We start from the raw sequence: 23,841 nt of genomic DNA, 5'->3' as shown, positions 1-23,841 counted from the left end.
CCGGACATCATTGTCGTTTCAAAACGAGAGGAAAAACCAAAGATCGTGCACATCCATGAACCCCAGTCTTGTTCGCAGATAATCAAAGCGCACACATGCTCATGCCGTTCTTTAAAAATCGCCTTCAAGACACTATCAGACTCGTGACCGTCCGAAATAGCCGCCGAAGCGTAAAATCAAGCGGAAACAAAACATTTCAAATCGCCGTTTGAAAACGCATTAGAAGCCGCAAGAATTCAGCACTCCGTTACCCGCGCCATCGAGGCACGGTATACTTCCGCCTGACAGCACACCGAGCCGCACCCCGGCCCGACTCGATTCTTCGCACCGCCCCCTCGCTCACCCCACACGATTCACCATGACCGCCCAACTCATCGACGGCAACGCCCTCTCCAAGACCCTTCGCGCCGAAGTCGCCCAGCGCGCCGCCGCTCTCTCCGCCCGCGGGCACAAGCCGGGCCTCGCCGTCGTGCTGGTGGGCGACAACCCCGCGAGCGAGGTCTATGTGCGCAACAAGGTGAAGGCGTGCCACGACAACGGCCTGCATTCCGTGATGGACCGCTTTCCCGCCACGCTCACCGAAGCCGAACTCCTCGCGCACATCGCAAAACTCAATGCCGATGCCGCCATCCACGGCATCCTCGTGCAATTGCCGCTTCCGCCGCACATCGACAGCCATAAGGTCATCGAAGCCATCGCCCCGGAAAAGGACGTAGACGGCTTCCACGTCGCGAACGCAGGTGCGCTGATGACCGGCAAGCCGCTGTTCCGCCCGTGCACGCCCTACGGCGTAATGAAGATGTTCGAGGCGCACGGCATCGACCTGACGGGTGCGAATGCGGTCGTGATCGGCCGTTCGAACATCGTCGGCAAGCCGATGGCCCTGCTGCTGCTCGAAGCGGGCGCCACCGTCACCATTTGTCACAGCAAGACCCGCGATCTGGCGAAGCACACGCGTGAGGCGGAGGTGATCGTCGCCGCGGTCGGCCGCCGCGACATCCTGACCGCCGAGATGGTGAAGCCGGGCGCGACGGTGATCGACGTCGGCATGAACCGCAACGACGAAGGCAAGCTGTGCGGCGACGTCGATTTCGCCCACGTGAAGGAAGTGGCCGGCTATATCACGCCGGTGCCGGGCGGAGTCGGCCCGATGACCATCACGATGCTGCTCGTCAACACCATCGAAGCAGCGGAACGCGCGGCGCAGGGCTAGAACCAAGGCTGAAACCGGGTTTGAAACAATCGCGCATCCTGAAAAAACTATCGATTGGAATTTGCCCCGCCCGCCCCAATAATCCTTGAGAGAACCCGGCGCGGGGCGCGCTGTCCCGCCGGGGCTTCACCCAACACCAGAACGGGAGAGCCATGAGCGACACCACGTCCACCCCGGCAGCGGCCAATCCGCTGCTCGATTTCTCCGATCTCCCGCGTTTCGGCGAGATCCGCCCCGAACACGTCACGCCCGCGCTGGATGTGCTGCTGGCGGCGGCCAGAAGCGCCGTGGATCGCGCGGCCGCACCGGACACGCCCGCCACCTGGACGGACGTCGTCGAGGCGGTCGAACTGGAATCGGAAAAGCTGTCGCGCGCGTGGGGCGTCATCGGCCATCTGAACGCCGTCGCCGATACCCCTGAACTGCGCGCCGCGCATGCCGAAAACCTGCCGCGCGTGACCGAATTCTCCGCGAGCGTCGGCCAGAACCTCGCGCTGTACGAGAAGTACAAGGCCATCGCCGCCGGTCCGGAATTCGCGGGCCTGAGCGACGAGCGCAAGAAAATCCTCAACAATTCGCTGCGCGACTTCCGTCTGTCCGGCGCCGAGTTGCCTGAAGATCGCAAGCCGCGCTTCGCGCAGTTGCAGGAAGAACAGGCAGCGCTCTCGAAGGCGTTCTCCGATCACGTGCTCGACGCCACCAACGCCTACTCGTATGTCGTCACGCAGGAAAGCGATCTCGCCGGCCTGCCCGATGACGTGATCGAAGGCGCGCGCGAGGCGGCCCAGCGCGACGGCAAGGACGGCTGGAAATTCACGCTGCATTTCCCGTCGTATTTCCCAGTGCTGCAATACGCCGAGCATCGTCCGATGCGCGAAGCGATGTACCGCGCCTACGTCACGCGCGCGTCCGAACTCGGCGAAACCTACGGCGGCGGCAAGGCCGAGTGGGACAACACGGCGAACATCGTCGAGAACCTGGCCCTGCGCGACGAAGAAGCCAAGACGCTCGGCTACCAAAACTTTGCCGAAGTGTCGCTGGCCCCGAAAATGGCCGAATCGCCGGCGCAGGTGATCGCGTTCCTCGAAGACCTCGCCACCCGCGCGCGGCCCTACGCCGAAAACGACTGGATGGAGCTGCGTGCGTTCGCCGCGACCGAGCTCGGCATGCCCGAGCTGCAACCGTGGGACGTCGCCTACGCCGCCGAGAAGCTGCGCCAGAAGCGTTACTCGTTCTCGGAGAACGAGGTCAAGCAATACTTCCCGCAGGAAGCCGTGCTGAAGGGCCTGTTCAAGGTCACTGAAACGCTCTTCAACGTGTCGATTCGTCGCGACGAAGCCGCCGTGTGGAATCCGGACGTGCGCTTCTTCCGCGTCGAGAATGCGGACGGCACGCTGGTCGCGCAGTTCTATCTGGATCTCTACGCGCGCGAAGGCAAGCGCGGCGGCGCCTGGATGGACGACGCCCGCTCGCGTCACAAGCGCGTCCAGGGCGGCGTGCAGACGCCGGTGGCGTATCTCACCTGCAACTTCTCGGCGCCGGTAGGCGGCAAGCCCGCCTGCTTCACGCACGACGAAGTCATCACGCTGTTCCACGAGTTCGGCCACGGCCTGCATCACATGCTGACGCGCATCGACGAACTGGGCGTGTCGGGCATCAACGGGGTCGAGTGGGATGCGGTCGAACTGCCGTCGCAGTTCATGGAGAATTTCTGCTGGGAGTGGGACGTGCTCACCGACATGTCCGCTCACGTGGAAACCGGCGCGCCGCTGCCGCGCGAACTCTTCGACAAGATGCTCGCCGCGAAGAATTTCCAGAGCGGTCTGGGCACATTGCGCCAGATCGTCTTCTCGATGTTCGACATGGTGCTGCACACGTCCTACGATCCGGCCAACGGCACGCAGAACGTGAACGACCTCGCACGCGCGATCAACGAGCAGTTCCACGTGATTCCGCAGGCGCCGTTCTCGCGCTGGCCGAACACCTTCAGCCATATCTTCGCGGGCGGTTACGCCGCGGGCTACTACAGCTACAAGTGGGCCGAAGTGCTGTCCGCCGATGCATACGCCGCGTTCGAGGAAGCCGCGAAGCTCGGCAGCGGTTCGGTGCTGGACGGGCAAACGGGCATGCGCTATCGCCGGGAGATCCTGGAAGTGGGCGGCAGCCGCCCGGCGATGGAATCGTTCAAGGCGTTCCGTGGCCGCGAGCCGGACATCGATGCCTTGCTGCGGCACAACGGCATGTCGGGGCAGGCAGTGCACTGAGCACACTGACCGGCAAGGACAAGGACGCCGGCATCTCATGGGATGCCGGCGTTTTTTTATCGGCGGATGCGAAAGTCCACCTCACCGGGCCGGCCTTCCAGCGCCAGCGTCGCGCGCACGGCGGGACTGCGGCTCACCACCTTCCCTCTTCTCACCACGACCGTGCGGGCCGCGCGCAGACGGATGGCCTCGATCGGATCGCGCGCATCGAGCACCACGCAGTCCGCATGGCAACCCACTTCGATGCCATAGCCCTCCAGCCCGAGGATGCGCGCCGGATTGACCGTGACGGCATCGAAGCAGGCGCGCATCGCCTCGACGCCCGTCATCTGCGCGACGTGCAGTCCCATGTGCGCGACTTCGAGCATGTCGCCCGAACCGAGGCTGTACCACGGATCCATCACGCAATCGTGGCCGAACGCAACCGTGACGCCCGCTGCCATCAGCTCGGGCACGCGCGTCATGCCGCGCCGCTTCGGATAGGTATCGGCGCGTCCCTGAAGCGTGATGTTGATGAGCGGATTGGCAATCGCCGCCACGCCGGATTCGCGCATCAGCGGGATCAGCTTGCTCACGTAGTAGTTGTCCATCGAGTGCATCGAGGTCAGATGCGAACCCGTCACGCGCCCTTGCAGGCCAAGCCGGTGCGTCTCCGCGGCCAGGGTTTCAATATGGCGCGACAGCGGATCGTCCGACTCGTCGCAATGCATGTCCACGCGCAAGCCCTGCTCAGCCGCGAATTCGCACAGCAGCTTCACCGATGCGGCGCCGTCGTCCATCGTGCGCTCGAAATGCGGAATGCCGCCGACGACATCGACACCCAGCGCGATCGCACGCTTCAGGTTGTCGAATGCGCCGGCGCTGCGCAAAACGCCGTCCTGCGGAAACGCGACCAGTTGCAGATCAAGATAGGGCTTCACGCGACGCTTCACTTCGAGCAGTGCCTCGACCGCCAGCAGCCGCGGGTCGCATACATCCACGTGCGAGCGGATGGCCAGCAGCCCGCGCGCCACGGCCCAGTCGCAGTATTGCAGCGCCCGTTCGACGAGCGCTTCCTGCGTGAGATCGGGCTTCAGTTCGCCCCACAGCGCGATGCCCTCGAGCAGCGTGCCCGATGCATTCACGCGCGGCAGGCCATAGGACAGCGTGGCGTCCATGTGGAAGTGCGCATCGACGAAAGGCGGCGTGACGAGCGCGCCGGCAGCATCGATTTCCCCGCGCGCGGCGGCGGAGAGATGCGGTTCGATGGCGGCGATGCGCCCGGCATCCATGCCGATATCGACGAGTTCGCGCGCTCCTGCGAGCGCCGCGCGACGAATGATCAAATCCATGTGCGAAGCCTCCGTCCTGGGACAGGTGTCCAGCGTGTGGTTTGATTGTAGCGGGACAGAAATGCGCGGCGGATTCTGCTGAAGTGGCGCCGGAAGGGTTCAACGCGGCATGCGGCTACGGGCGACCACCGCGAAGCTGATCGGCAGCGAACCGCGCGGCACGGCGTGCCCGGGTTCCTGCACGAGTGGATAGGTATTGCCCTGCCCCGCGAGCGGCGCATAGAGTTCCGGGCGGCGTACCGCGAACGCCTTGCGTCCAGCGCTCGCGGCCGCCTGCGCAGCGTGCACGCACGCGATGATCGGTCCATCGGCGCCCTGCCTGCGGCGCGCGAGCACGCGGCCATCAGGTCCGACGATCCGCGCCTCACGCGCCGCCGGATGGGCGCAAGCGATATACAGGCCGTTATCGACGGCGCGTGCGGCAAGCGTGGCCTGCGCCGTCGCAGCATGGTTCATCGGTGCGGCGAGCAGCGTCGCGCCGAGCAGCGCCGTCATCCGCACGTTCTCGACGAGGTCGTTGTCGTCGCCGATGAGAATGCCGACGCGCATCCCCAATGGCGTATCGCTGACGGTGAAACGTTGGCCGCCTTGCAACGCGCGCTGCGTCACGTGCAGCCTCCGATGGCGCACGCGCATGCCGCCAGGAAAGCACAGCGCATAGGCGTCGTAGAGCCGGCCATCGCCGCCGCGTTCCAGCCAGCCGACGCCTGCGGCAACCCCGCTGGCATCGATCGCCATGGCGACCGTGTCGAGCGCTGGCCCGTCGATTGATTCCGCAAGCGTCGCGTCGTCCGGGCCACTGATGCTCCATTGCGGAAACAGTGCGAGCCGCACGCCGTGCGCCGCGGCATCCGCAAGCGCTGTGGCTATCCGCACCGCGTTGCGACGCGGCTCGCCAGCATGCGATTCGAAAGGCACGACAGCCACACACAACGAAGCAGCATCCACACGACACCTCGGCAGGAAGGTCAGAACGGCCTCATTGAAACGCCCGGCGATCGATAAGTAAAATGAATCTTTGGATCGATTTGATCACCTTCTGGAATCAAAGCCATGGAACTCAGGCTGCTTAGGGCATTCCTCACCATCGCTGAACTGGGTCACTTCGGCCGCGCAGCGCAGGCACTGCACCTCAGCCAGCCGGCGCTCAGCAAGCAAGTCGCAGCGCTGGAAGCGAGCCTCGGCGCGCGCCTTTTCGAGCGCGGCCGTCACGGCGCCTTACTGACCTCGTTCGGCGCAGCGTTCATGGCGGACGCCGCCACGCTCGTACGCGACGCCGATGCCGTACTCGCACGCGCCCGCGCAAGCGCGAGCGGCGCGCGCGGCTTCCTGCGCGTCGGACTGTGCCTCTCGACGCTCACGCACGTGCCCCGGCTCATCGCCAGATTCGGTGCGTTGCATCCGGGCCTGCGCATCACGCTGCACGATCTTTCGTCGCACGAGCAGACGCGCCGCATCCTCGCCGGCACACTCGACGCCGGCTTCATGCGCATACCCGTCGAACCCGGTCTCTCGGCGTTTCCCGTGCTCGATGAAACGCTCGCGCTCGCCCTTCCCGAGCAATCCCGCCACACGCGCTTGCCCGCGCAGCTGGACGAACTCAACGAACCGGGTTTCATCGTTCTGGCGCGCGCGCGGGGACCGGGCCTTGCCGGCCAGATCGAGCGCTGGTGTGCGGAACATCACTTCGTGCCGCGCGTGATCCAGGAAGCCGACGATATCCAGACCGTGCTGGCATCGGTGGCGGGTGGCGTGGGCGCGGCGTTTCTGCCGTCGCGCGCGCAATACCTGTTGCGCGATGCACGGGTGCTGCCCTTGCGCGACAAGCCCGCGCGCTGGCGCATCGGCCTCGCGTGGGCCGAGGAACGCGACGACGCGGTCACGCGCCGTTTCGTCGCGTTCATGAAGACACAGGACAAGAGCCTGAAGCGCCCCGCTACGCCCTCCGCCTGAGCCTTGCTTCGAGCATCGCCTTCACGCCGGCCCATTCATCGTCGATGATCGAAAAACGCACCGAATTGCGCTTGCGACCATCCGGCATGATGCGTTCGTGACGCACAATCCCTTCCTGCTGCGCGCCGATGCCGAGAATCGCGGCGCGGGATTTCTCGTTGAGCTCGTCGGTCGTGAACTGCACCCGCACGCATTGCATGACCTCGAACGCGTGCGTGAGCATCAGCAGCTTCGCCTCGATATTGATGCCGGTGCGCTGCGCCGAGGCCGCCAGCCACGTGCTGCCGATCTCGCACTTGCGGTTGACGCGGTCGATCTTCCAGAAGCGCGTGCTGCCGACAACCCGTCCATCCTCACGCCGCACGATCACGAAGGGCATGACCGTGCCGGCGTCGCGGTCCGCGAAGACGGTGTCGATCATGCGGTCGATGGTGTCTTCGTTCGGCACCACCGTCACGCGCAGATTCCACAGTTCGCCGTCGGCGGCGGCCGCGAGCAGCGCGGCGCGGTCTTCGCGCCGCAGTGGCCGGAGCTGCACGCGCGTGCCGCTCAACGTGGGTTGGGATTCGCTCATGGCCGGTCTTCTTTCGTGGGTCGAGCGCACATCATAAAACGCTGCGGACACAGGCCCTACGCTTCCCGCGAAGAAGGTTCGCCGGGCGAGATGTCATCGGGCACATCGCGCGGTGCGGCGTCGCTCACCGGCAGCGTGAACCAGAAGCGCGCGCCCGACACGCGGCCTTCGCCATCCCGCCGATTCTCGACACCGATCTTCCCGCCGTGCGCCTCGACGATCGCACGGCAGATCGCGAGGCCCAGCCCGATTCCCGCCTGCGCCGATTCCTTCTCGCCGCGCGTGAACTTGTCGAACAGACGCGCCCGCAAGGCCTCGGGCACGCCCGGGCCGTCGTCGTCGAGATGCACGCGCACGACGCGGGCATTCCCCCCATCGCCGTTGTCATCCGACTCGACCAGCGCGGCGCCGATCGCCACCGGCGTACCCGCCGGCGTGTACTTCGCCGCGTTCTCCAGCAGATTGGCGAAGAGCCGCTCCATCAGCACCGCGTCGAGTTCGAGCAAGGGCAGGTCCGCCGGCACGTCCGTGCGCACCGCCCGGCCCGCGAGCACGCGGCGCGACGCGGCGAGCGCCGCGCCGACCGTTTCCTCGAGCATCGACCACTGCCGGTTCAGCCGCACCGACCCGGCTTGCAGCCGCGCCATGTCGAGCAGATTGATCACGAGCCCGCTCATGCGCAGCGCTTCCTCGTGGATTGCCTGCACCAGTTCGCGCGAGGTCTCCGGATTGCCGCCGCCCGCCTCGCGCGCCTGCTCTTCCAGCACCGACGCGAAGCCGACGATCGACGTCAGCGGCGTGCGCAAGTCGTGCGAGATCGCCGACAGCAGCGAGTTGCGCAGCCGCTCCGACTCCATGTTGACGAGCGCATCCTGCGCGATCTCGACGTAATGCACGCGTTCGAGCGCAAGCGCGATCTGCGCCGCGAAGGTCTCGATCATGCGGCGCTGCTCGGGCACCGCGAACTCGCCTTCGCGTCCGGTGACGAGCGCGAGCACGCCGCGCGTGCGCATCGGCGCCTTCAGCGGCAGATACAGCGCACGGCCCGCTGGCAAGGTGTCGGTGCCGCGGCCCGCCGGACGCTGCTGGTCGTAGACCCATTGCGCGACATCGGCATCGAGGGAGGTTTCATCCAGCCCGATGCCGCCCTCCTCGCCCACGTTCCGGCGCACCTTGTCCGCCGCGTCGGGCAGCAGGATCGCGGCTTTCGCCTGGAAGACCTCGGCGACATGGCGCACGCCGATCTCGACGATCTGCCCGGTCATCAACGCCGCGCCGAGCTCCTTGGTCATCGCATACATGGCGCCGGTCCGGCGTTCGCGCAGCGACGCGATGCGCGCCTGGCGCCTGAGGCTCGACGTGAGATGACTGATGGTGAGCGAGGTCAGCAACATCACGCCGAAGGTCAGCAGATACTGCGTGTCCGTGACCGAGAACGACAGTTGCGGCGGCACGAAGAAGAAGTCGACGGCCGCGACCGAGAGAAACGACAGCATCACGCCCGGCCCGCGCCCGAGCCGCACCGCCGTGAAGACCACGCCGAGCAGATAGAGCATCACGAGATTGGTGATCGCGAACTGGCGCGCGGCAAGCAGGTCCGCCAGCAGCGTGATGCCCGCGCCGATCGCCAACGCAATGCCGTACGCGCGCGGCGGCGAATGCGCCCCGTCGCACCACGCGGCGAGCGCGCCCGGGCGCGGCGCCTGCGTGCCGCCCGGTTCGTCGCGGGCGCCGGTCGCCACCAATGTCACGTCGATGTCCGGGCCGCGCTGGACGATGCGTTCGCTCACCGGGGCATCGAAGAGCCGCCGCCAGCCGCGCGCCGCCGACGCCCCCGCGACCAGTTTCGAGACATTGCGCAGCCGCGCATAGTCGATGAGCGTCGCGGCGGCATCGGCGCCATCGAGCGTGACCGTTTCCGCGCCGAGTTCGGCCGCGAGCTTGAGCGCGTCGAGCGTGCGCGTGCGGCGTTCGTCGGAGAGACGCTGCAGCTTGGGCGTCTCGACATAGACGGCAAGCCAGTCCGCCTTCAGCGCCGCGGCAAGACGCGCCGCCGCGCGCACCAGCGTCGCGCTTTCCGGTCCGGGCCCGATGCACGCGATCAGCCGCTCGCGCGCGCGCCAGATGTGTTCGATGGACTGGTCGGCACGATACTCGCGCATCTGGGCATCGACGCGGTCGGCGGTACGGCGCAAGGCCAGTTCGCGCAGCGCGATCAGGTTGCCCTTGCGGAAGAAGTTGCGCACCGCATGCGCGGCCTGCTGCGGCACGTACACCTTGCCGTCGCGCAGGCGGTCGAGCAGTTCTTCGGGCGGCAGATCGACGAGCGTGACTTCGTCGGCGAGATCGAAGATGCGGTCGGGGATCGTCTCGCGGACCCGGATGCCGGTAATCCGCCCGACGATGTCGTTGAGGCTTTCGAGATGCTGGACGTTGACGGTCGTGTAGACATCGATGCCCGCATCCAGCAACGCCTGCACGTCCTGCCAGCGCTTCACGTGGCGCGCGCCCTGCACGTTGGCGTGCGCGAGTTCGTCGACGAGGATCAGTTGCGGCTTGCGATGCAGCGCGGCGTCGAGATCGAACTCGGCGAGCGCGCGGCCGCGATAGTCGATCTGCGCGGGCGGCAAGCTGTCGAGCCCCTGCGCGAGCGCGAGCGTTTCCTTGCGGCCATGCGTCTCGACCACGCCCACCAGCACCTCGCCGCCTTCGTCGCGGCGCCGGCGCGCGGCCTGCAGCATCGCAAAAGTCTTGCCGACGCCCGCGGACGCCCCGAAGAAGATCTTCAGCCGGCCGCGCTGGCGTTTTTCTTCCTCGCGATGAAGTTTGTCGAGAAGCTCGTCTGGAGTTGGGCGGGGCATTCGCTGTGTCGGGTGGGCTGGCGCTTCAGGTTCCGCTTGTGCGTGCCGGTTCTGCTTGCTGGTCCAGCGCGAGGTTCAATTTAAGCACATTCACCCGCGGCTCCCCGAGCAAGCCGAACTGACGTCCGGACGTGGCCTGCGCCACCAGTGCCTCGACCCGTGCAACCGGCAGGCCGCGCGCGCGGGCCACGCGTGCCACCTGATACGCGGCGGCGGCCGGACTGATTTCAGGATCGAGCCCGCTCGCCGACGACGTCACCAGATCCACCGGCACGGCATCGTGATTGTCCGGATCGGCGGCCTGCAAGGCGGCGATGTGCGCCTTCACTTCGTCGACGAGCGCGGGGTTGGTCGGCCCGAGGTTGGAACCGCCCGAGCTGCCTGCGTTGTACGGATTCGGCGTCGTGGCCGAGAGACGGCCCCAAAAATAGCGCGGCGCATCGAACTGCTGCCCGATCAGCGCCGAGCCGACCACCTTGCCGTCGCGCTCGATCAGGCTGCCGTTGGCCTGATGTGGAAACACGGCCTGGCCGATCGCGGTGACCGCCAACGGATAGAGCACGCCGGTCAGCACCGTCAGCGCGACGAACAGCACGAGCATCGGACGCAATGAAGTTTTCATCATGATTCTGCCTTTGAAAAGATGGGCTCAGTGCCAGCCGAGCGCGGTGATCGCCATGTCGATCAGCTTGATGAACGGAAACGGCAACACGATGCCGCCCAGCCCGTACACGAGCAGATTGCGCCGCAACAGCGCGGCGGCGCCAAGCGCGCGATACTTGACGCCTTTCAGCGCGAGCGGAATCAGGAACACGATGATCAGCGCGTTGAAAATCACCGCCGACAAGATGGCCGACGACGGCGAAGCCAGGTGCATCACGTCCAGCACGCGCAACTGCGGATACGTGGTCGCGAACGCGGCAGGGATGATCGCGAAGTACTTGGCGACGTCGTTGGCGATGGAGAACGTCGTCAGCGAGCCGCGCGTCATCAGCATCTGCTTGCCGATCTCCACGATCTCGATCAGCTTGGTCGGATTCGAATCGAGATCGACCATGTTGCCGGCTTCCTTCGCCGCCTGGGTGCCGGTGTTCATCGCCACGGCGACATCGGCCTGGGCGAGCGCGGGGGCGTCGTTGGTGCCGTCGCCGGTCATCGCAACGAGCCGGCCTTGCGCCTGATGCTCGCGAATGATCGTCAGCTTGGCTTCGGGCGTCGCTTCGGCGAGAAAGTCGTCGACGCCTGCTTCGGCCGCGATCGCCGCCGCCGTGAGCCGGTTGTCGCCCGTCACCATCACCGTCTTGATGCCCATCTTGCGCAGCTCCGCGAAGCGCTCGCGAATGCCGCCCTTGACGATATCCTTCAGCTCGATCACGCCCAGCGCGCGCGCTCGGCCGTTCACACACTCCGCCACGACGAGCGGCGTGCCGCCGCGCCGCGCGATCTCGTCGACCGCGTGCTGCACTTCCTGCGGAAAGCGCCCGCCGCGCGCCTCGACGTACTGTTTCAGCGCCGTCGCCGCGCCCTTGCGAATCTCGCGGCCCGGCAGGTCGACGCCGCTCATGCGCGTCTGCGCGCTGAACGACAGGAAGTTCGCGTGCAGCGCCGCCATGTCGCGGGCGCGGATGTCGAAACGCTGCTTCGCCAGCACGACGATGCTGCGGCCCTCGGGCGTCTCGTCGGCGAGCGAGGCGAGTTGCGCGGCATCGGCCAGATCGCGTTCGTCGATACCGGGCGCCGCGCTGAACGACGACGCCTGCCGGTTGCCCAGCGTGATCGTGCCGGTCTTGTCGAGCAGCAGCACGTCGACGTCGCCCGCGGCTTCCACCGCGCGCCCCGAGGTCGCGATCACGTTCGCCTGCATCATGCGGCTCATGCCGGCCACGCCGATGGCGGACAGCAGCCCGCCGATGGTCGTCGGAATCAGGCACACGAGCAGCGCGACCAGCACGGTGATCGTCACGACCTGGCCCTGCCCCGCCGCTTCAACGGCGAACATCGAGAACGGCAGCAGCGTGGCGGTCGCGAACAGCAGCACGAGCGTCAAGGCCACCAGCAGGATGGTCAGCGCGATTTCGTTGGGCGTCTTGCGCCGCTTCGCGCCTTCGACCATCGCGATCATGCGGTCCAGAAACGCTTCGCCCGGATTCACCGAGACCCGCACCACGATCCAGTCCGACAGCACCCGCGTGCCGCCCGTGACCGACGAGAAATCGCCGCCCGACTCGCGGATCACCGGCGCGGATTCGCCGGTGATGGCGGATTCGTCGACGGACGCGACACCGTCGATCACTTCGCCGTCGGCGGGGATCACGTCGCCGGCCTCGACGAGCACGACGTCGTCGCGGCGCAGGTCGGTGGACGTGGTGATGCGGATCGGCGATTTCGGATGCGGCTCGTTGAGCTTCTTCGCCATCACGTTGTGCTTGGCCTGGCGCAGCGCGGCCGCCTGCGCCTTCGAGCGGCCTTCAGCCAGCGCTTCGGCGAAGTTCGCGAACAGCACGGTGAACCACAGCCACAGTGCGATGGCCAGGATGAAGCCGGCGGGCGCCTCGGCCTGACCGGCGAGCGCGGCGATCCACAGGATGGTCGCGAGCACGCTGCCGACGTAGACACAGAACATCACCGGATTGCGCAGCTGCGTGCGCGGCGCGAGCTTCCTGAAGGCATCGATGACCGCGGGGCGGACGAGCGCCGGATCGAACATTGAGCGTGCCGCCGTGCGCGCCTGGCCGAGATTGCCCGGGAGATGCGCAGACGCTTGTTTTTCGTGATTCATGCAGTCCTCGAAATCATTGTCCAGCGATCATGGCGAGATGCTCGACCACCGGTCCCAGCGCGAGCGCGGGCACGTAGGTGAGCGCGCCGACCAGCAGCAGCGTGCCGAGCAGCAGCACGACGAACAGCGGTCCGTGGGTGGGCAAGGTGCCGGCATTGGCGGCAAGACGCTTCTTCGCGGCCAGCGAGCCGGCGATCGCCAGGATCGGCACGATGGTCCCGAAGCGGCCGAACCACATCGCGACAGCGAGCATCTGGTTGTAGAACGGCGTGTTGACCGAGAGTCCCGCGAACGCGCTGCCGTTGTTGTTGGCGGCGGAGCTGAACGCGTAGAGGATTTCGGAGAAGCCGTGCGCGCCCGGGTTGGCTATCCCCGCCTTGCCCGCCGAGGCCAGCACGGCGATCGAGGCGCCCGCGAGGACCAGCATCGGCGTGAGCAGGATCACGATGGAGACCATCTTCATGTCGAAGGCCTCGATCTTCTTGCCGATGTATTCGGGCGTGCGGCCGATCATCAGCCCCGCGACGAACACCGCCAGCAGCGCGAACGCCAGCATCCCGTAGAGACCCGAGCCGACGCCGCCGAAGATGACCTCGCCGAGCTGGATCAGCAGCATCGGCACGAGACCGCCGAGCGGCGTCAGCGAGTCGTGCATGGTGTTCACCGCGCCGCACGAGGCGGCCGTCGTCACCACGGTGAAGAGGCCGGATTGCGCGATGCCGAGGCGCGTTTCCTTGCCCTCCATGTTGCCGCCCGGCTGCAACGCCGAAGCCTGGGCATCCACGTGCAGCTTCGTCACGAGCGGATTGCCCGCCTGCTCCGCCGAGATCTCGCCGACGCAGGCCACCGCGAGCGCGATGGTCATCGCCGCGAGCACCGCGTGACCCTGCCGTCCGTCGCCGACCATGCGCCCGAACGTCACGCACAGCGCGGCGGGGATCAGCAGGATAGCCAGCATCTGGAGGAAGTTGGAGAACGGCGTCGGGTTCTCGTACGGATGCGCCGAGTTGGCGTTGAAGAAGCCGCCGCCGTTGGTGCCAAGCATCTTGATCGCTTCCTGCGAAGCCACCGGGCCCATGGCCAGCGTCTGCGTGCTGGCTTGCTGGTCCTGCATCACCGGCTTGCCCTGCGCGTCCTTCATCGGCTTGCCTTGCGCGTCGAGGCGTGGCGCCTGATAAGTCGTGACTTGCAGCGTGGGCACCTCGGCATACGGCCTGAAGTTCTGGATCGCGCCCTGGCTCACGAACGCCAGCGCCAACACGACGGCGAGCGGCATCAGCACATAGAGCGTCGCGCGCGTCAGATCGACCCAGAAGTTGCCGATGGTCTGCGCACCATGACGCTTGAAGCCGCGCACCAGCGCAATGACCACCGCGATGCCGGTCGCCGCCGAGAGGAAGTTCTGCACGGTCAGGCCCAGCATCTGCGCGAGATAGCCGAGCGTGCTTTCGCCGCCGTAGTCCTGCCAGTTGGTGTTGGCGACGAAGCTGACAGCGGTGTTGAAGGCGGCGTCGGGTGTCATGCCGGCCATGCCCTGCGGATTGAGCGGCAGCACCGCTTGCAGACGCAGGATCGCGTACAGCACCAGCGCGCCGAGCCCGTTGAAGAGCAGCACGGCGAGCGCATAGTGCTTCCAGGACATCTCCGCTTCCGGATCGATGCCCGCGAGGCGATAGAGCATCTGCTCGACCGGACGTCCGATCCTGCGCACGACGACCGACGTGCCCTCGAAGACGTTCGACATATAGCGCCCGAGCGGCAGCGCGAGCGCAATCAGCACGGCGATGAAGAGCGCCGTCTGCATGAGACTGCTGGCGTTCATTCGAGCTCCTCCGCGCGCAACAGGGCGTACACGAGGTAGACGAGGAGCAGCAGCGTGGCGGCGGAAGCCAGTGCGATCATCCAGCCGTTCATGGGCGGCCTCCCGGCGGATGGCGGCGCAACGTCTCGCAGCCGCTCGCAAGCGCCATGCAGAGTCCCAGGAACAGGACGATGCCGGCGAGATAAAACAGGTCCATTGTGTGGTTCTCCCCTTGTTCGATCAGTGCGATCGGGACAAGGGGAGATTAGGGAAAGCCGCGTAAAGGGCGCGACAAGAGTGGGAGACGGCGTATAAAAATCGTGTATACGACGCGGCCCCGCGTGATGTTTGTGGCTCGCCTATCCCGCAATGCTGAACGCCCGGTTCAACTGCCAGCCGTACTCGAAGCTCTCCTGCGACGGATCGTCCTCCGCGATCTCCACATAGCGCACCGACTGCTGGGCCGCGATCATGCCGAGCAGCACACGGCGACCGTCGTTACCGCGTTGATCGATGAAGGACTGCATCGCGGAAAGCGTCATCGGGCCGATGAGTCCGTCAGCCGAGATATCGTCGTAGGCGGACTCCTGGTCGTTCAGCACGTTGAGCGCGCGTTGCAGGAACCGGACGCCGGTGGCGGGCCCCATGTTCACGCCGATGTCGAACAGCTTGCCGGCAATGTCCTCGTCGATGGCGTTGACCTCGTCGAAATGCGGTTCCTCCCAATAGCTTTGCAGATAGATGTCGATGGCCACTTCGCGCGGCATCTCGTCCATCGGGCCGGTATAGCCGTACGCGCGAGCGGTCGCTTCGGTGATGCCCCACATGGTTTCGCCGCCCGCGTCGTCGGGATGATTCGAATAGCCGCCTTCGAGGCCAATGGTTTCTTCGATGAGGTCGATCGGATTCATTTGAACAAGGATGCGTGTGAGTGTGAAAGACGAGCGCGAGCCGTCCTTGCGATGGTCGGCTGCGTTCGCTTTTATGAGTAGGATCACCAACTATTTCACGCGCTCGATCGGTTTTGGTTTGCCTGATCGAGCGGCACGGCCGCGGGTCCGGCGATGCGGAGCCAGTATCAGCAACTTCAGGAGGAACTGAACGCCCGTTCTGGGCAAGAATCGCCCGTGTGGAGTGAAATGCGGCCGCGGCGCGCAGCATCGTGCGGGATGGCTTCGGAACCTGCAACGCGCAGGACGAACCATGCAGTGCAAGCCGCATTTGTCACGGCGGATGTGAATCATTTTGTCGGCAGTCGAAAAAAAGCCCCGCCAATGGCGGGGCTTTCAACAACTGGGGGCTTGAGCCGTTCGAGTTAAACAATCTATGATTGTCGCTTTCGATTGGGTCGCGCCCCACTAGACTGTAGATCAACACTTCTGCTGACCGGACCGTCATCGTAATTTGCATGCTCAACCTTGTCAATCCAGCTCAGCAGATCGCATTTGCACGCTTGCACGAGTTCTTCTCCGAACAAAAACGCTGGTACCGGTCACTCTGGGGAATCGGCACCGTGCTCGCCATGGACGAACTGTTCGAAGCATGCACGGTCTTGAAACAGGGGCATCTCAGCGAGGGATCGGTCAAGCGTATCGCCTCGTCATTGCAGAAACGCGTTGGCACGCATCCGGCCTTCTCTCCTGCTGAAAAGCAACTTCTCACTGAACACGTTCGGCAGGTCCCACGGCCGGAGGGCGTTGCTCATTTCACCATCCGCGAGCTGTGCCAGCGGGTGTCCTCGAATTATGTGTCGCGGTGGGCAGACGCGGTCGCAAGAGGTGACTTTCGGCCCGAGCACTTTGCGCGTCACGTCGGCGCCCATCTGCTCGATGCCGGCTTCTCCGCTCAATTTCTGCACGACTGGATTGCAGACCGACGTGACTCACCTCAACCCATCACGCTTGCCGAGCTCGCCGAAGAACTTCAGGGCCTGATCCGATCGAACCCGCCCCGCGCGTTCGAAGTGTTGATTGCCGTCAAGAGCATGCCGAAGCTGAATGAAGTCGCGAACACGCGATGGTTGAGAGCGGCAGCGGTCACCGAATGGCTGAGACAGCATGGTTTCGACACGACCGGCGTGCGAGCAGCCGCAGCGATGACCATTACGGTGACGGCCAGAGATGAAATCGGCGCAGCCAACGCTGCCCGCAACGAGTCCGACCGGTATTCGGCTCGAGCTCTGCTGGCCACGGGCAAGCCACTCGACCTCCTGCCCAATGTCTGGGTGAGCGGTAGCACAGTGGAGTTCTTTACGAAAGCTAATTCGCGCGGCGTTGCGGTGAGCGAGTTGTTTCGAAGCGATCGCATTTTCGCAAGCGATGGAAGCCAGGACGTTGACGCTGCATTGGAACTGCTTGCGCACCTCGAAGACAGTTCGCCGCCTGCCGCGATCGCGGGAGGCTGGGGGGCGATCGAAGGCCTGCTTGCCGATCCCAACGACAGGGCTTCGGCAGCGGACAATCTGGCGACGCTCGTCACCTGCTCCTTTCCGCGCGCGGAGCTTACGTCACTATCTCGACGGGCAGAACGCATTTTTCCCGTCGAGTGTGCCGAACTGGCCGGCATCGAGGCAAACCGGGAACGGTCGCGCGTGCTGGCCAGAATGATCCTCGAAGACCGCATGCCCGTGATGCCCTCTGTCGCGGATCAAGCAGCCGTCGCACGGATGAGAAAGTTGCTGCTGAACCCGCAACCGGAATTGCAGACGATCAAGGAGCTGATCGCGGAATCGTTTCATCGCCTGTACCGGCAACGCAACCTCATCCTCCACGGCGGCCGGCTGGACAGTGTTGCCCTGCACGCGAGCCTGCGCACGGTCGCCAAGCTCGCTGGGGCGGGCATGGACCGGATTACCCACGGTCATTACGAGCAGGGACTCAGGCCACTCGAACTCGTCGCCAAGGCGAATATGGCGCTCGCGGTCATCGATAAAGCTGCGCCGCTCGGATGTGTCGACTTGCTCGAAGCGACGTGATACGGATTCGGGCTGACTATACATCCATCCTCATGTTGCTGGCCAAGTAAAATGTCACACCGCCGAAGCATCAACATTCTGGACATCTCGTGAAGATAGCTACCTGGAACGTCAACTCCCTCAAAGTCCGCCAGCAACACGTCATCGACTGGCTCGCGCTGTCGGGCGTCGACGTGCTGTGCCTGCAGGAACTGAAAATGCCCGACGAGAAGTTTCCGCGCGCGGACCTCGAAGCCGCCGGCTACAAAAGCTGGTTCGCGGGACAGAAGACCTACAACGGCGTCGGCATCCTGGTGCGCGCCGAGGCGAACTTCGAAGTGGACGAGATCAGCGTCGTGCGCAACATCCCCGGCTTCGAGGATTTGCAGCAGCGCGTGATCGCCGCGACCATCAACGGCGTGCGCATCATCTCGGCCTATTTCCCGAACGGCCAGGCGCCCGGCACCGAGAAGTTCGCCTACAAGATGCGCTGGCTCGACGCACTGCGCGAATGGCTGCGTGAAGACCTGGCCCGGCATCCGAAGCTCGCCCTGCTCGGCGACTACAACATCGCCCCCGACGACCGCGACGTGCACGACCCGAAAGCGTGGGAAGGCCAGAATCTGGTGTCGCCGGAAGAGCGCGCGCACTTCACGCAACTGCTCGAACTCGGCCTCACCGATGCCTTCCGCCAGTTCGAACAGGCGGACAAGCTCTTCACGTGGTGGGACTACAGGATGATGGCGTTCCGGCGCAACGCGGGGCTGCGCATCGACCACATCCTGTTGTCGAAGGAACTGGCCGCGACCTGCACCGCGTGCGAAGTCGACAAGGTGCCGCGCAAGTGGGACCAGCCGTCGGACCACGCGCCCGTGATCGCGACGCTCGGCTGATCCCGTCTCGCGGGCATCGGCATCACGCGTCCAGGTGCAGCTCCTGGATCTTGCGCGTGATCGTGTTGCGCCCGATGCCCAGGCGCTCGGCCGCTTCCACCTTGCGGCCGCGCGTGAAGTCGAGCGCCTCGCGGATCACGGCCGCCTCGAACCGGCGCGCGAGTTCGTCCATCACGTCGGCGGAATTCTCGCGCAACAGCCGTGCGACTTCAGTACGCAAGCCGTTCTCCCACACGCTCGCCGCCACCCCGGCCGCCAGCGGCGCCGCAATAGCCGGCGCGCCCGCGCCGTTCTGCGCGAGCGGCGCCGCGGCCACGGCGCCGTCGGTCGAGACCGCGATGGCCTCGGCCGCATAGTCCTGACGCGGCGTGAGATCGGGCGGCAGATCCTTCTGCTCGATCACCTGCGCCGGCGCCATCACCGTCAGCCAGTTGCACAGGTTTTCGAGCTGCCGCACGTTGCCGGGAAACGGCAGCGACGCGAGATACGCCAACGCCTCATCCGACACGCGCTTCGGCTCCACGCCGAGATCGCGCGCGCTCTTCTGCAGGAAATGCCGCGCGAGCAAGGGAATGTCCTCGCTGCGTTCGCGCAACGCGGGCAGGCGCAGCCGGATCACGTTCAGCCGGTGATACAAGTCCTCGCGGAACAGGCCTTGCCGCACGCGCGCATCGAGATTCTGGTGCGTCGCCGCGATCACGCGCACGTTGGCCTTCAACGGGTTGTGCCCGCCCACGCGATAGAACTGCCCGTCCGACAGCACGCGCAACAACCGCGTCTGCAAGTCGAACGGCATGTCGCCGATTTCGTCCAGAAACAGCGTGCCGTTCTCGGCCTGCTCAAAACGGCCCTGGCGCATCGCCTGCGCGCCCGTGAACGCGCCGCGCTCATGACCGAACAGTTCGGATTCCAGCAGATCCTTCGGAATCGCCGCCGTGTTCAGCGCGATGAACGGCCCGCTCGCGCGTGGGCTATGTCGGTGCAAGGCGCGCGCGACAAGCTCCTTTCCGGTGCCTGATTCGCCCGTGATGAGCACGGTCGCCGCCGAGTGAGACAAACGCCCGATCGCGCGGAACATGTCCTGCATCGCGGGCGCCTGGCCGAGCATCTCGGGCGTCTCCGTCACGCGCTCGTCATAGGCCGCTTCGCCGCGCATGCTTTCGTCCACCGCGCGGCGAATCAGTTCGACCGCCTTGTCCACGTCGAACGGCTTGGCGAGATATTCGAAGGCGCCGCCCTGGAACGCAGCCACGGCGCTGTCGAGATCCGAGAACGCCGTCATGATGATGACCGGCAAGCCCGGCAGACGGTCGCGCACTGTCTGCAACAATTCGAGCCCCGAGCCGCCCGGCATGCGGATGTCGGACACGAGCACCTGCGGGCTTTCGTGCTCGAGTGCGGCGAGCGCATCGCGCACGCCGGAGAAACTGCGTGTCGAGAAATTCTCGCGGGCCAGCGCTTTTTCCAGCACCCAGCGGATGGATTGGTCGTCGTCTACTATCCAGATCGGCTTCATATCGTTCGGCGAGAAGTCTTCGTATGGTTCGGTGTGAGCCCGTCGAAACGGTGCGGCTTCAAAGCGTGATGCGGACGTGGCCTGGGTGGATGACGGCCTGTGACGTGATGGCACGTGATGTCGATGGTCAAGCCGGCTTCAGCTCCCGAATGGCAACAGGATGATGAACTCGGTGCAGCCCGGTTTGCTCTCCACTTCGATCAATCCATCGTGCTGCTGCACGAACGATTGCGCGAGCGTGAGGCCCAGGCCGCTGCCGTCTTCCCTGCCCGATACGAGCGGAAAGAAGATCCGGTCGCGAATCTCACTGGGGATTCCGGGACCGTTGTCAGTGATATGCAAGTCCAGTGCCAGTTTGTGCAGCTTCTTGCCGATCGTCACCTTGCGTGCGATGCGCGTACGCAATTCGATTTTTGCATCGCCTTGAGAAATGCGTTCGCGCAATGCTTCTGCCGCATTGCGCACGATGTTGAGCAGCGCCTGGATCAGTTGTTCCTTGTCGCCGCGCAGGTCGGGCACGCTGACGTCGTAGTCGCGTTCGATCGTGAGCCCGCGCGGGAACTCGGCGAGGATCACTGCCCGCACGCGTTCGCATACTTCATGAATGTTCACGTCGCCGACGATATGCGGATGCCGGTGCGGCTCCAGCAGGCGATCGACCAGCGTCTGCAGCCGGTCCGATTCCTTGATGATGACCTGCGTGTATTCACGCAGTTCGTCGCGTTCGAGCGTACTCAGTTCGAACTCGAGCAACTGCGCCGCGCCCCGGATGCCGCCGAGCGGATTCTTGATCTCGTGCGCCAGGTTGCGGATCAGCTGCTTGTTGACCGCGGTCAGGTCGTGGATGCGCTCTTCGCGGTCCGTGCGCAGGTGGCGCTCATTCTCGAAGAGTTCGAGCAGCACGTAGTCGCTGGCCGCTTCGAGATAGCCGACGATCGCATGCACATGCACCGGCTCGCGGTTCGGACGGTCGAGCACGGCGTCGAGACGCGTTGCATTGAACCGGTTCTCGCCGATCGACGCGATCGTGCCCGCGAGCTCATCGGCGTTCGCGAACAGTTCGGTCCAGTTCATCTGCGTCAGCTGCTTGCGCGACATCTCCAGCATCGCTTCCGCCGAAGGATTCGCGTACGCGATGCGCACATGCCGCATGTCCAGCACGAGCACGGTCGTCGGGAGCGCCTCGAAACCGGCCAGCAAACCGCTGCTGGCGAGCTGGGCATCGTCGGAGAGCGCGTCGGCGTGGCCACGGCGCGCCTTGATCAGATTCTTGAGCACCATCGGGCAATGATTGAGGCCGTTCGTGAAACCGATCTTGTGGTTGGATTTCGGAAAACCGCGGCGATGAAAAAAGGGACGGCGCGCCGTCCCTTCGTGTCATCGCATCGCATGTGCCGCGCGCTTCGCCGGACTATCAGCAGAGAAGCGCGCTGCCGTCATGCTTACAGCGAGTAGTACATCTCGAACTCGATCGGATGCACCGCCTGACGATAACGTTGCAGCTCGTTCGTCTTCAGTTCGATGTAGGCGTCGAGCATCGAATCCGTGAACACGCCGCCGCGCGTCAGGAACTCGCGATCCGCGTCGAGCGCGTCGAGTGCCTGGTCGAGGCCCGCGCACACGGTCGGGATCTTCTTGTCTTCTTCCGGCGGCAGGTCGTACAGATTCTTGTCCGCGGCTTCGCCCGGATGAATCTTGTTCTGCACGCCGTCGAGACCGGCCATCATCAGTGCCGAGAAGCACAGGTACGGATTCGCGAGCGGATCCGGGAAGCGCGTTTCGATACGGCGGCCCTTCGGGTTGCTCACGTGCGGAATACGGATCGATGCCGAACGGTTGCGAGCCGAGTAAGCCAGCTTGACCGGCGCTTCGAAGTGCGGCACGAGACGCTTGTACGAGTTCGTACCCGGGTTCGTGATCGCGTTCAGCGCGCGGGCGTGCTTGATGATGCCGCCGATGTAGAACAGCGCGAATTCCGACAGACCGGCGTAGCCGTTACCCGCGAACAGGTTCTGACCGTCCTTCCAGATGGACTGGTGAACGTGCATGCCCGAACCGTTGTCGCCGACGATCGGCTTCGGCATGAACGTCGCCGTCTTGCCGTACGTGTGCGCGACGTTGTGGATGATGTACTTCATCTGCTGCAGCCAGTCTGCGCGCTGAACCAGCGTCGAGAACTTGGTGCCGATTTCGTTCTGGCCCTGGCCCGCCACTTCGTGGTGGTGCACTTCGACCGGAATGCCGATCTGCTCGAGCAGCAGGCACATTTCCGAGCGGATGTCCTGGAACGTGTCGACCGGCGCGACCGGGAAGTAGCCGCCCTTGGTGCCCGGACGGTGGCCCGTGTTGCCGCCTTCGAATTCCTTGGCCGACGACCACGGTGCTTCTTCCGAGCCGATCTTGACGAAGGTGCCCGACTGGTCGGTGTTCCACTGGACGCTGTCGAAGATGAAGAATTCCGGCTCCGGACCGAAGTAGGCGGTGTCGCCCAGGCCCGAGCTCTTGAGATAGGCTTCCGCGCGCTTCGCGAGCGAACGCGGGTCGCGTTCGTAGCCCTTGCCGTCGGCGGGCTCGACGACGTCGCAGCTCAGCACGAGCGTCGCTTCTTCGAAGAACGGGTCGATGAAGGCGGTGTTCGCGTCCGGCACGAGCAGCATGTCCGATGCCTCGATGCCCTTCCAGCCGGCGATGGACGAACCGTCGAAAGCGTGGCCGCTTTCAAACTTGTCTTCGTCGAAGGCCGAGACCGGCACGGAGACGTGCTGTTCCTTGCCGCGCGTGTCGGTGAAACGGAAGTCGACGAACTTGACGTCCTCGTCCTTGACGAGTTGCATGACGTCGGCCACGGATTTACTCATTACCTATCTCCTGATTAACAAAAGTCGGCGAATCGCTCCGCCGCCCCGACCAATCCTGTACATCAATTCAATCGAGGATAAAAAAGCAGCTTCCGTGCCAAGCGCACCAACTTTGCGCTAAGCGCCTGAAGCGGCGCGCATTTTTTGTGAGACGACCGAGGGGTTCATGATGACCTCGCAGCCGTCCTACAGCCTTTACGCACACTTATGGTGCGCAACCGCATGACCGGTCTGAAATATGATAGTTCGTGGTGCATTGATGCAGGAATGCACCAATCTGGACCATTTACCGTAACGACGCCGGCAGCGCCGTTACGTTCGCTAGAATCATTGTTTGCGTTTGACCGGAGACAAACACGCCATGAGCACGCTGGAACAACTCTTTGATCAGGCGGGACGCCGCGCCGCCGACAACCAACTGACCTACGCGGGCGCCTTCTCGCCCGCCGAGGCGTTCGAACTGCTGCAACTCGATCCGGCCGTGCGGCTCGTCGACGTCCGCACCCGTGCCGAGCTCGACTGGGTGGGCCGCCCGGCGATCGATGGCGCGCAGTACGCGCATATCGAATGGATCCGCTACCCCGGCTCGGTACCGAACGCTGAGTTTATCGAACAATTGCGACAGGTCGCCACCCCGGATACGACAGTGATTTTCCTGTGCCGCAGCGCGGCGCGCTCCAAGCTTGCGGCCGTCGCCGCGCAGAAACAGGGGTTTGCGAAGGCCTATGACCTGCTGGAAGGCTTCGAGGGCGACAAGGACGCGAACGGGCACCGGAAGACGATGGGCGGGTGGTGCTTCCGGGGATTGCCTTGGATTGGAGCTTGAGCTGTCATCTATTTATGGA

18 protein-coding genes are annotated in these 23,841 nt (G+C 64.9%); 6 read left to right on the top strand and 12 right to left on the bottom strand.

Annotation, left to right across the window (positions count from 1 at the left end; translation table 11 throughout):
- The first annotated feature begins 358 nt into the window (after nt 1-358).
- Both folD and QCE83_RS04790 read left to right on the top strand, forming a co-directional pair.
- Nucleotides 359-1,213: a bifunctional methylenetetrahydrofolate dehydrogenase/methenyltetrahydrofolate cyclohydrolase FolD gene (gene folD / locus QCE83_RS04795; RefSeq protein WP_309807920.1), complete on the top strand. Its 855-nt coding sequence runs from the start codon at nt 359-361 to the stop codon at nt 1,211-1,213.
- A 152-nt stretch (nt 1,214-1,365) separates the two neighbouring features.
- Nucleotides 1,366-3,477 (top strand): M3 family metallopeptidase, encoded by a 2,112-nt coding sequence (locus QCE83_RS04790; RefSeq protein WP_309807919.1) that lies wholly within the window; start codon nt 1,366-1,368, stop codon nt 3,475-3,477.
- 56 nt (nt 3,478-3,533) lie between these two features.
- Here QCE83_RS04790 and QCE83_RS04785 read toward each other — a convergent pair whose 3' ends face one another.
- Nucleotides 3,534-4,808: an amidohydrolase family protein gene (locus QCE83_RS04785; RefSeq protein WP_309807918.1), complete on the bottom strand. Its 1,275-nt coding sequence runs from the start codon at nt 4,806-4,808 to the stop codon at nt 3,534-3,536.
- 99 nt (nt 4,809-4,907) lie between these two features.
- Complete coding sequence (locus QCE83_RS04780; RefSeq protein WP_309811458.1) at nt 4,908-5,726, bottom strand: nitrilase-related carbon-nitrogen hydrolase; 819 nt, start codon at nt 5,724-5,726, stop codon at nt 4,908-4,910.
- A 135-nt stretch (nt 5,727-5,861) separates the two neighbouring features.
- Between QCE83_RS04780 and QCE83_RS04775 the strand changes: the two genes are divergently transcribed.
- The gene (locus tag QCE83_RS04775) at nt 5,862-6,761 is read left to right on the top strand and encodes a LysR family transcriptional regulator (protein ID WP_309807917.1); all 900 of its coding nucleotides are present in this window, start codon (nt 5,862-5,864) and stop codon (nt 6,759-6,761) included.
- Here QCE83_RS04775 and QCE83_RS04770 read toward each other — a convergent pair.
- From QCE83_RS04770 to QCE83_RS04740, 7 genes are all read right to left on the bottom strand, one after another.
- Nucleotides 6,745-7,335: a GNAT family N-acetyltransferase gene (locus QCE83_RS04770; RefSeq protein ID WP_309807916.1), complete on the bottom strand. Its 591-nt coding sequence runs from the start codon at nt 7,333-7,335 to the stop codon at nt 6,745-6,747. The genes QCE83_RS04775 and QCE83_RS04770 overlap by 17 nt on opposite strands.
- 56 nt (nt 7,336-7,391) lie before the next feature.
- Nucleotides 7,392-10,196 carry a sensor histidine kinase KdpD gene (locus tag QCE83_RS04765; RefSeq protein ID WP_309807915.1) on the bottom strand — a complete coding sequence of 935 codons (2,805 nt, stop codon included), beginning with the start codon at nt 10,194-10,196 and terminating at the stop codon, nt 7,392-7,394.
- A 25-nt stretch (nt 10,197-10,221) separates the two neighbouring features.
- On the bottom strand, nt 10,222-10,818 hold the full coding sequence (gene kdpC, locus QCE83_RS04760; protein ID WP_309811457.1) for a potassium-transporting ATPase subunit KdpC: 597 nt from the start codon (nt 10,816-10,818) through the stop codon (nt 10,222-10,224).
- A gap of 27 nt (nt 10,819-10,845) precedes the next feature.
- Entirely contained in the window at nt 10,846-12,903 is a 2,058-nt protein-coding gene (gene kdpB, locus QCE83_RS04755; protein ID WP_309811455.1) for a potassium-transporting ATPase subunit KdpB, read from the bottom strand.
- An 85-nt stretch (nt 12,904-12,988) separates the two neighbouring features.
- On the bottom strand, nt 12,989-14,797 hold the full coding sequence (gene kdpA / locus QCE83_RS04750) for a potassium-transporting ATPase subunit KdpA (protein ID WP_309807914.1): 1,809 nt from the start codon (nt 14,795-14,797) through the stop codon (nt 12,989-12,991).
- Nucleotides 14,794-14,889 carry a potassium-transporting ATPase subunit F gene (locus QCE83_RS04745; RefSeq protein WP_309807913.1) on the bottom strand — a complete coding sequence of 32 codons (96 nt, stop codon included), beginning with the start codon at nt 14,887-14,889 and terminating at the stop codon, nt 14,794-14,796. The genes kdpA and QCE83_RS04745 overlap by 4 nt, the downstream gene beginning before the upstream one ends.
- Nucleotides 14,890-15,135: 246 nt before the next feature.
- Entirely contained in the window at nt 15,136-15,687 is a 552-nt protein-coding gene (locus QCE83_RS04740) for a glycosyl hydrolase 108 family protein (RefSeq protein ID WP_309807912.1), read from the bottom strand.
- A 497-nt stretch (nt 15,688-16,184) separates the two neighbouring features.
- Here QCE83_RS04740 and QCE83_RS04735 point away from each other — a divergent pair, with 497 nt between their 5' ends.
- Both QCE83_RS04735 and xth read left to right on the top strand, forming a co-directional pair.
- Complete coding sequence (locus tag QCE83_RS04735; protein ID WP_309807911.1) at nt 16,185-17,750, top strand: integrase; 1,566 nt, start codon at nt 16,185-16,187, stop codon at nt 17,748-17,750.
- A gap of 89 nt (nt 17,751-17,839) precedes the next feature.
- Nucleotides 17,840-18,622, top strand: coding sequence for an exodeoxyribonuclease III (gene xth / locus QCE83_RS04730; RefSeq protein WP_309807910.1), 783 nt, complete (start codon nt 17,840-17,842; stop codon nt 18,620-18,622).
- A 22-nt stretch (nt 18,623-18,644) separates the two neighbouring features.
- Here the strand turns inward: xth and ntrC are convergent, their stop codons facing one another.
- The 3 genes from ntrC to glnA all read right to left on the bottom strand — a co-directional run bounded on the left by ntrC (nt 18,645) and on the right by glnA (nt 22,996).
- Complete coding sequence (gene ntrC, locus QCE83_RS04725) at nt 18,645-20,138, bottom strand: nitrogen regulation protein NR(I) (protein ID WP_309807909.1); 1,494 nt, start codon at nt 20,136-20,138, stop codon at nt 18,645-18,647.
- A 138-nt stretch (nt 20,139-20,276) separates the two neighbouring features.
- On the bottom strand, nt 20,277-21,419 hold the full coding sequence (gene glnL, locus QCE83_RS04720; RefSeq protein ID WP_309807908.1) for a nitrogen regulation protein NR(II): 1,143 nt from the start codon (nt 21,417-21,419) through the stop codon (nt 20,277-20,279).
- Nucleotides 21,420-21,580: 161 nt separating this feature from the next.
- Nucleotides 21,581-22,996: a type I glutamate--ammonia ligase gene (gene glnA, locus QCE83_RS04715; protein ID WP_309807907.1), complete on the bottom strand. Its 1,416-nt coding sequence runs from the start codon at nt 22,994-22,996 to the stop codon at nt 21,581-21,583.
- 361 nt (nt 22,997-23,357) lie between these two features.
- Here glnA and QCE83_RS04710 point away from each other — a divergent pair, with 361 nt between their 5' ends.
- Nucleotides 23,358-23,822, top strand: coding sequence for a rhodanese-like domain-containing protein (locus QCE83_RS04710; protein WP_309807906.1), 465 nt, complete (start codon nt 23,358-23,360; stop codon nt 23,820-23,822).
- Nucleotides 23,823-23,841 lie beyond the last annotated feature (19 nt).

The sequence above is a fragment of the Caballeronia sp. LZ034LL genome, from assembly GCF_031451215.1.
Lineage (GTDB): Bacteria > Pseudomonadota > Gammaproteobacteria > Burkholderiales > Burkholderiaceae > Caballeronia.
Note: the sequence above shows the minus strand (reverse complement) of the source record. Positions and strands in the feature narration are given on the sequence as shown.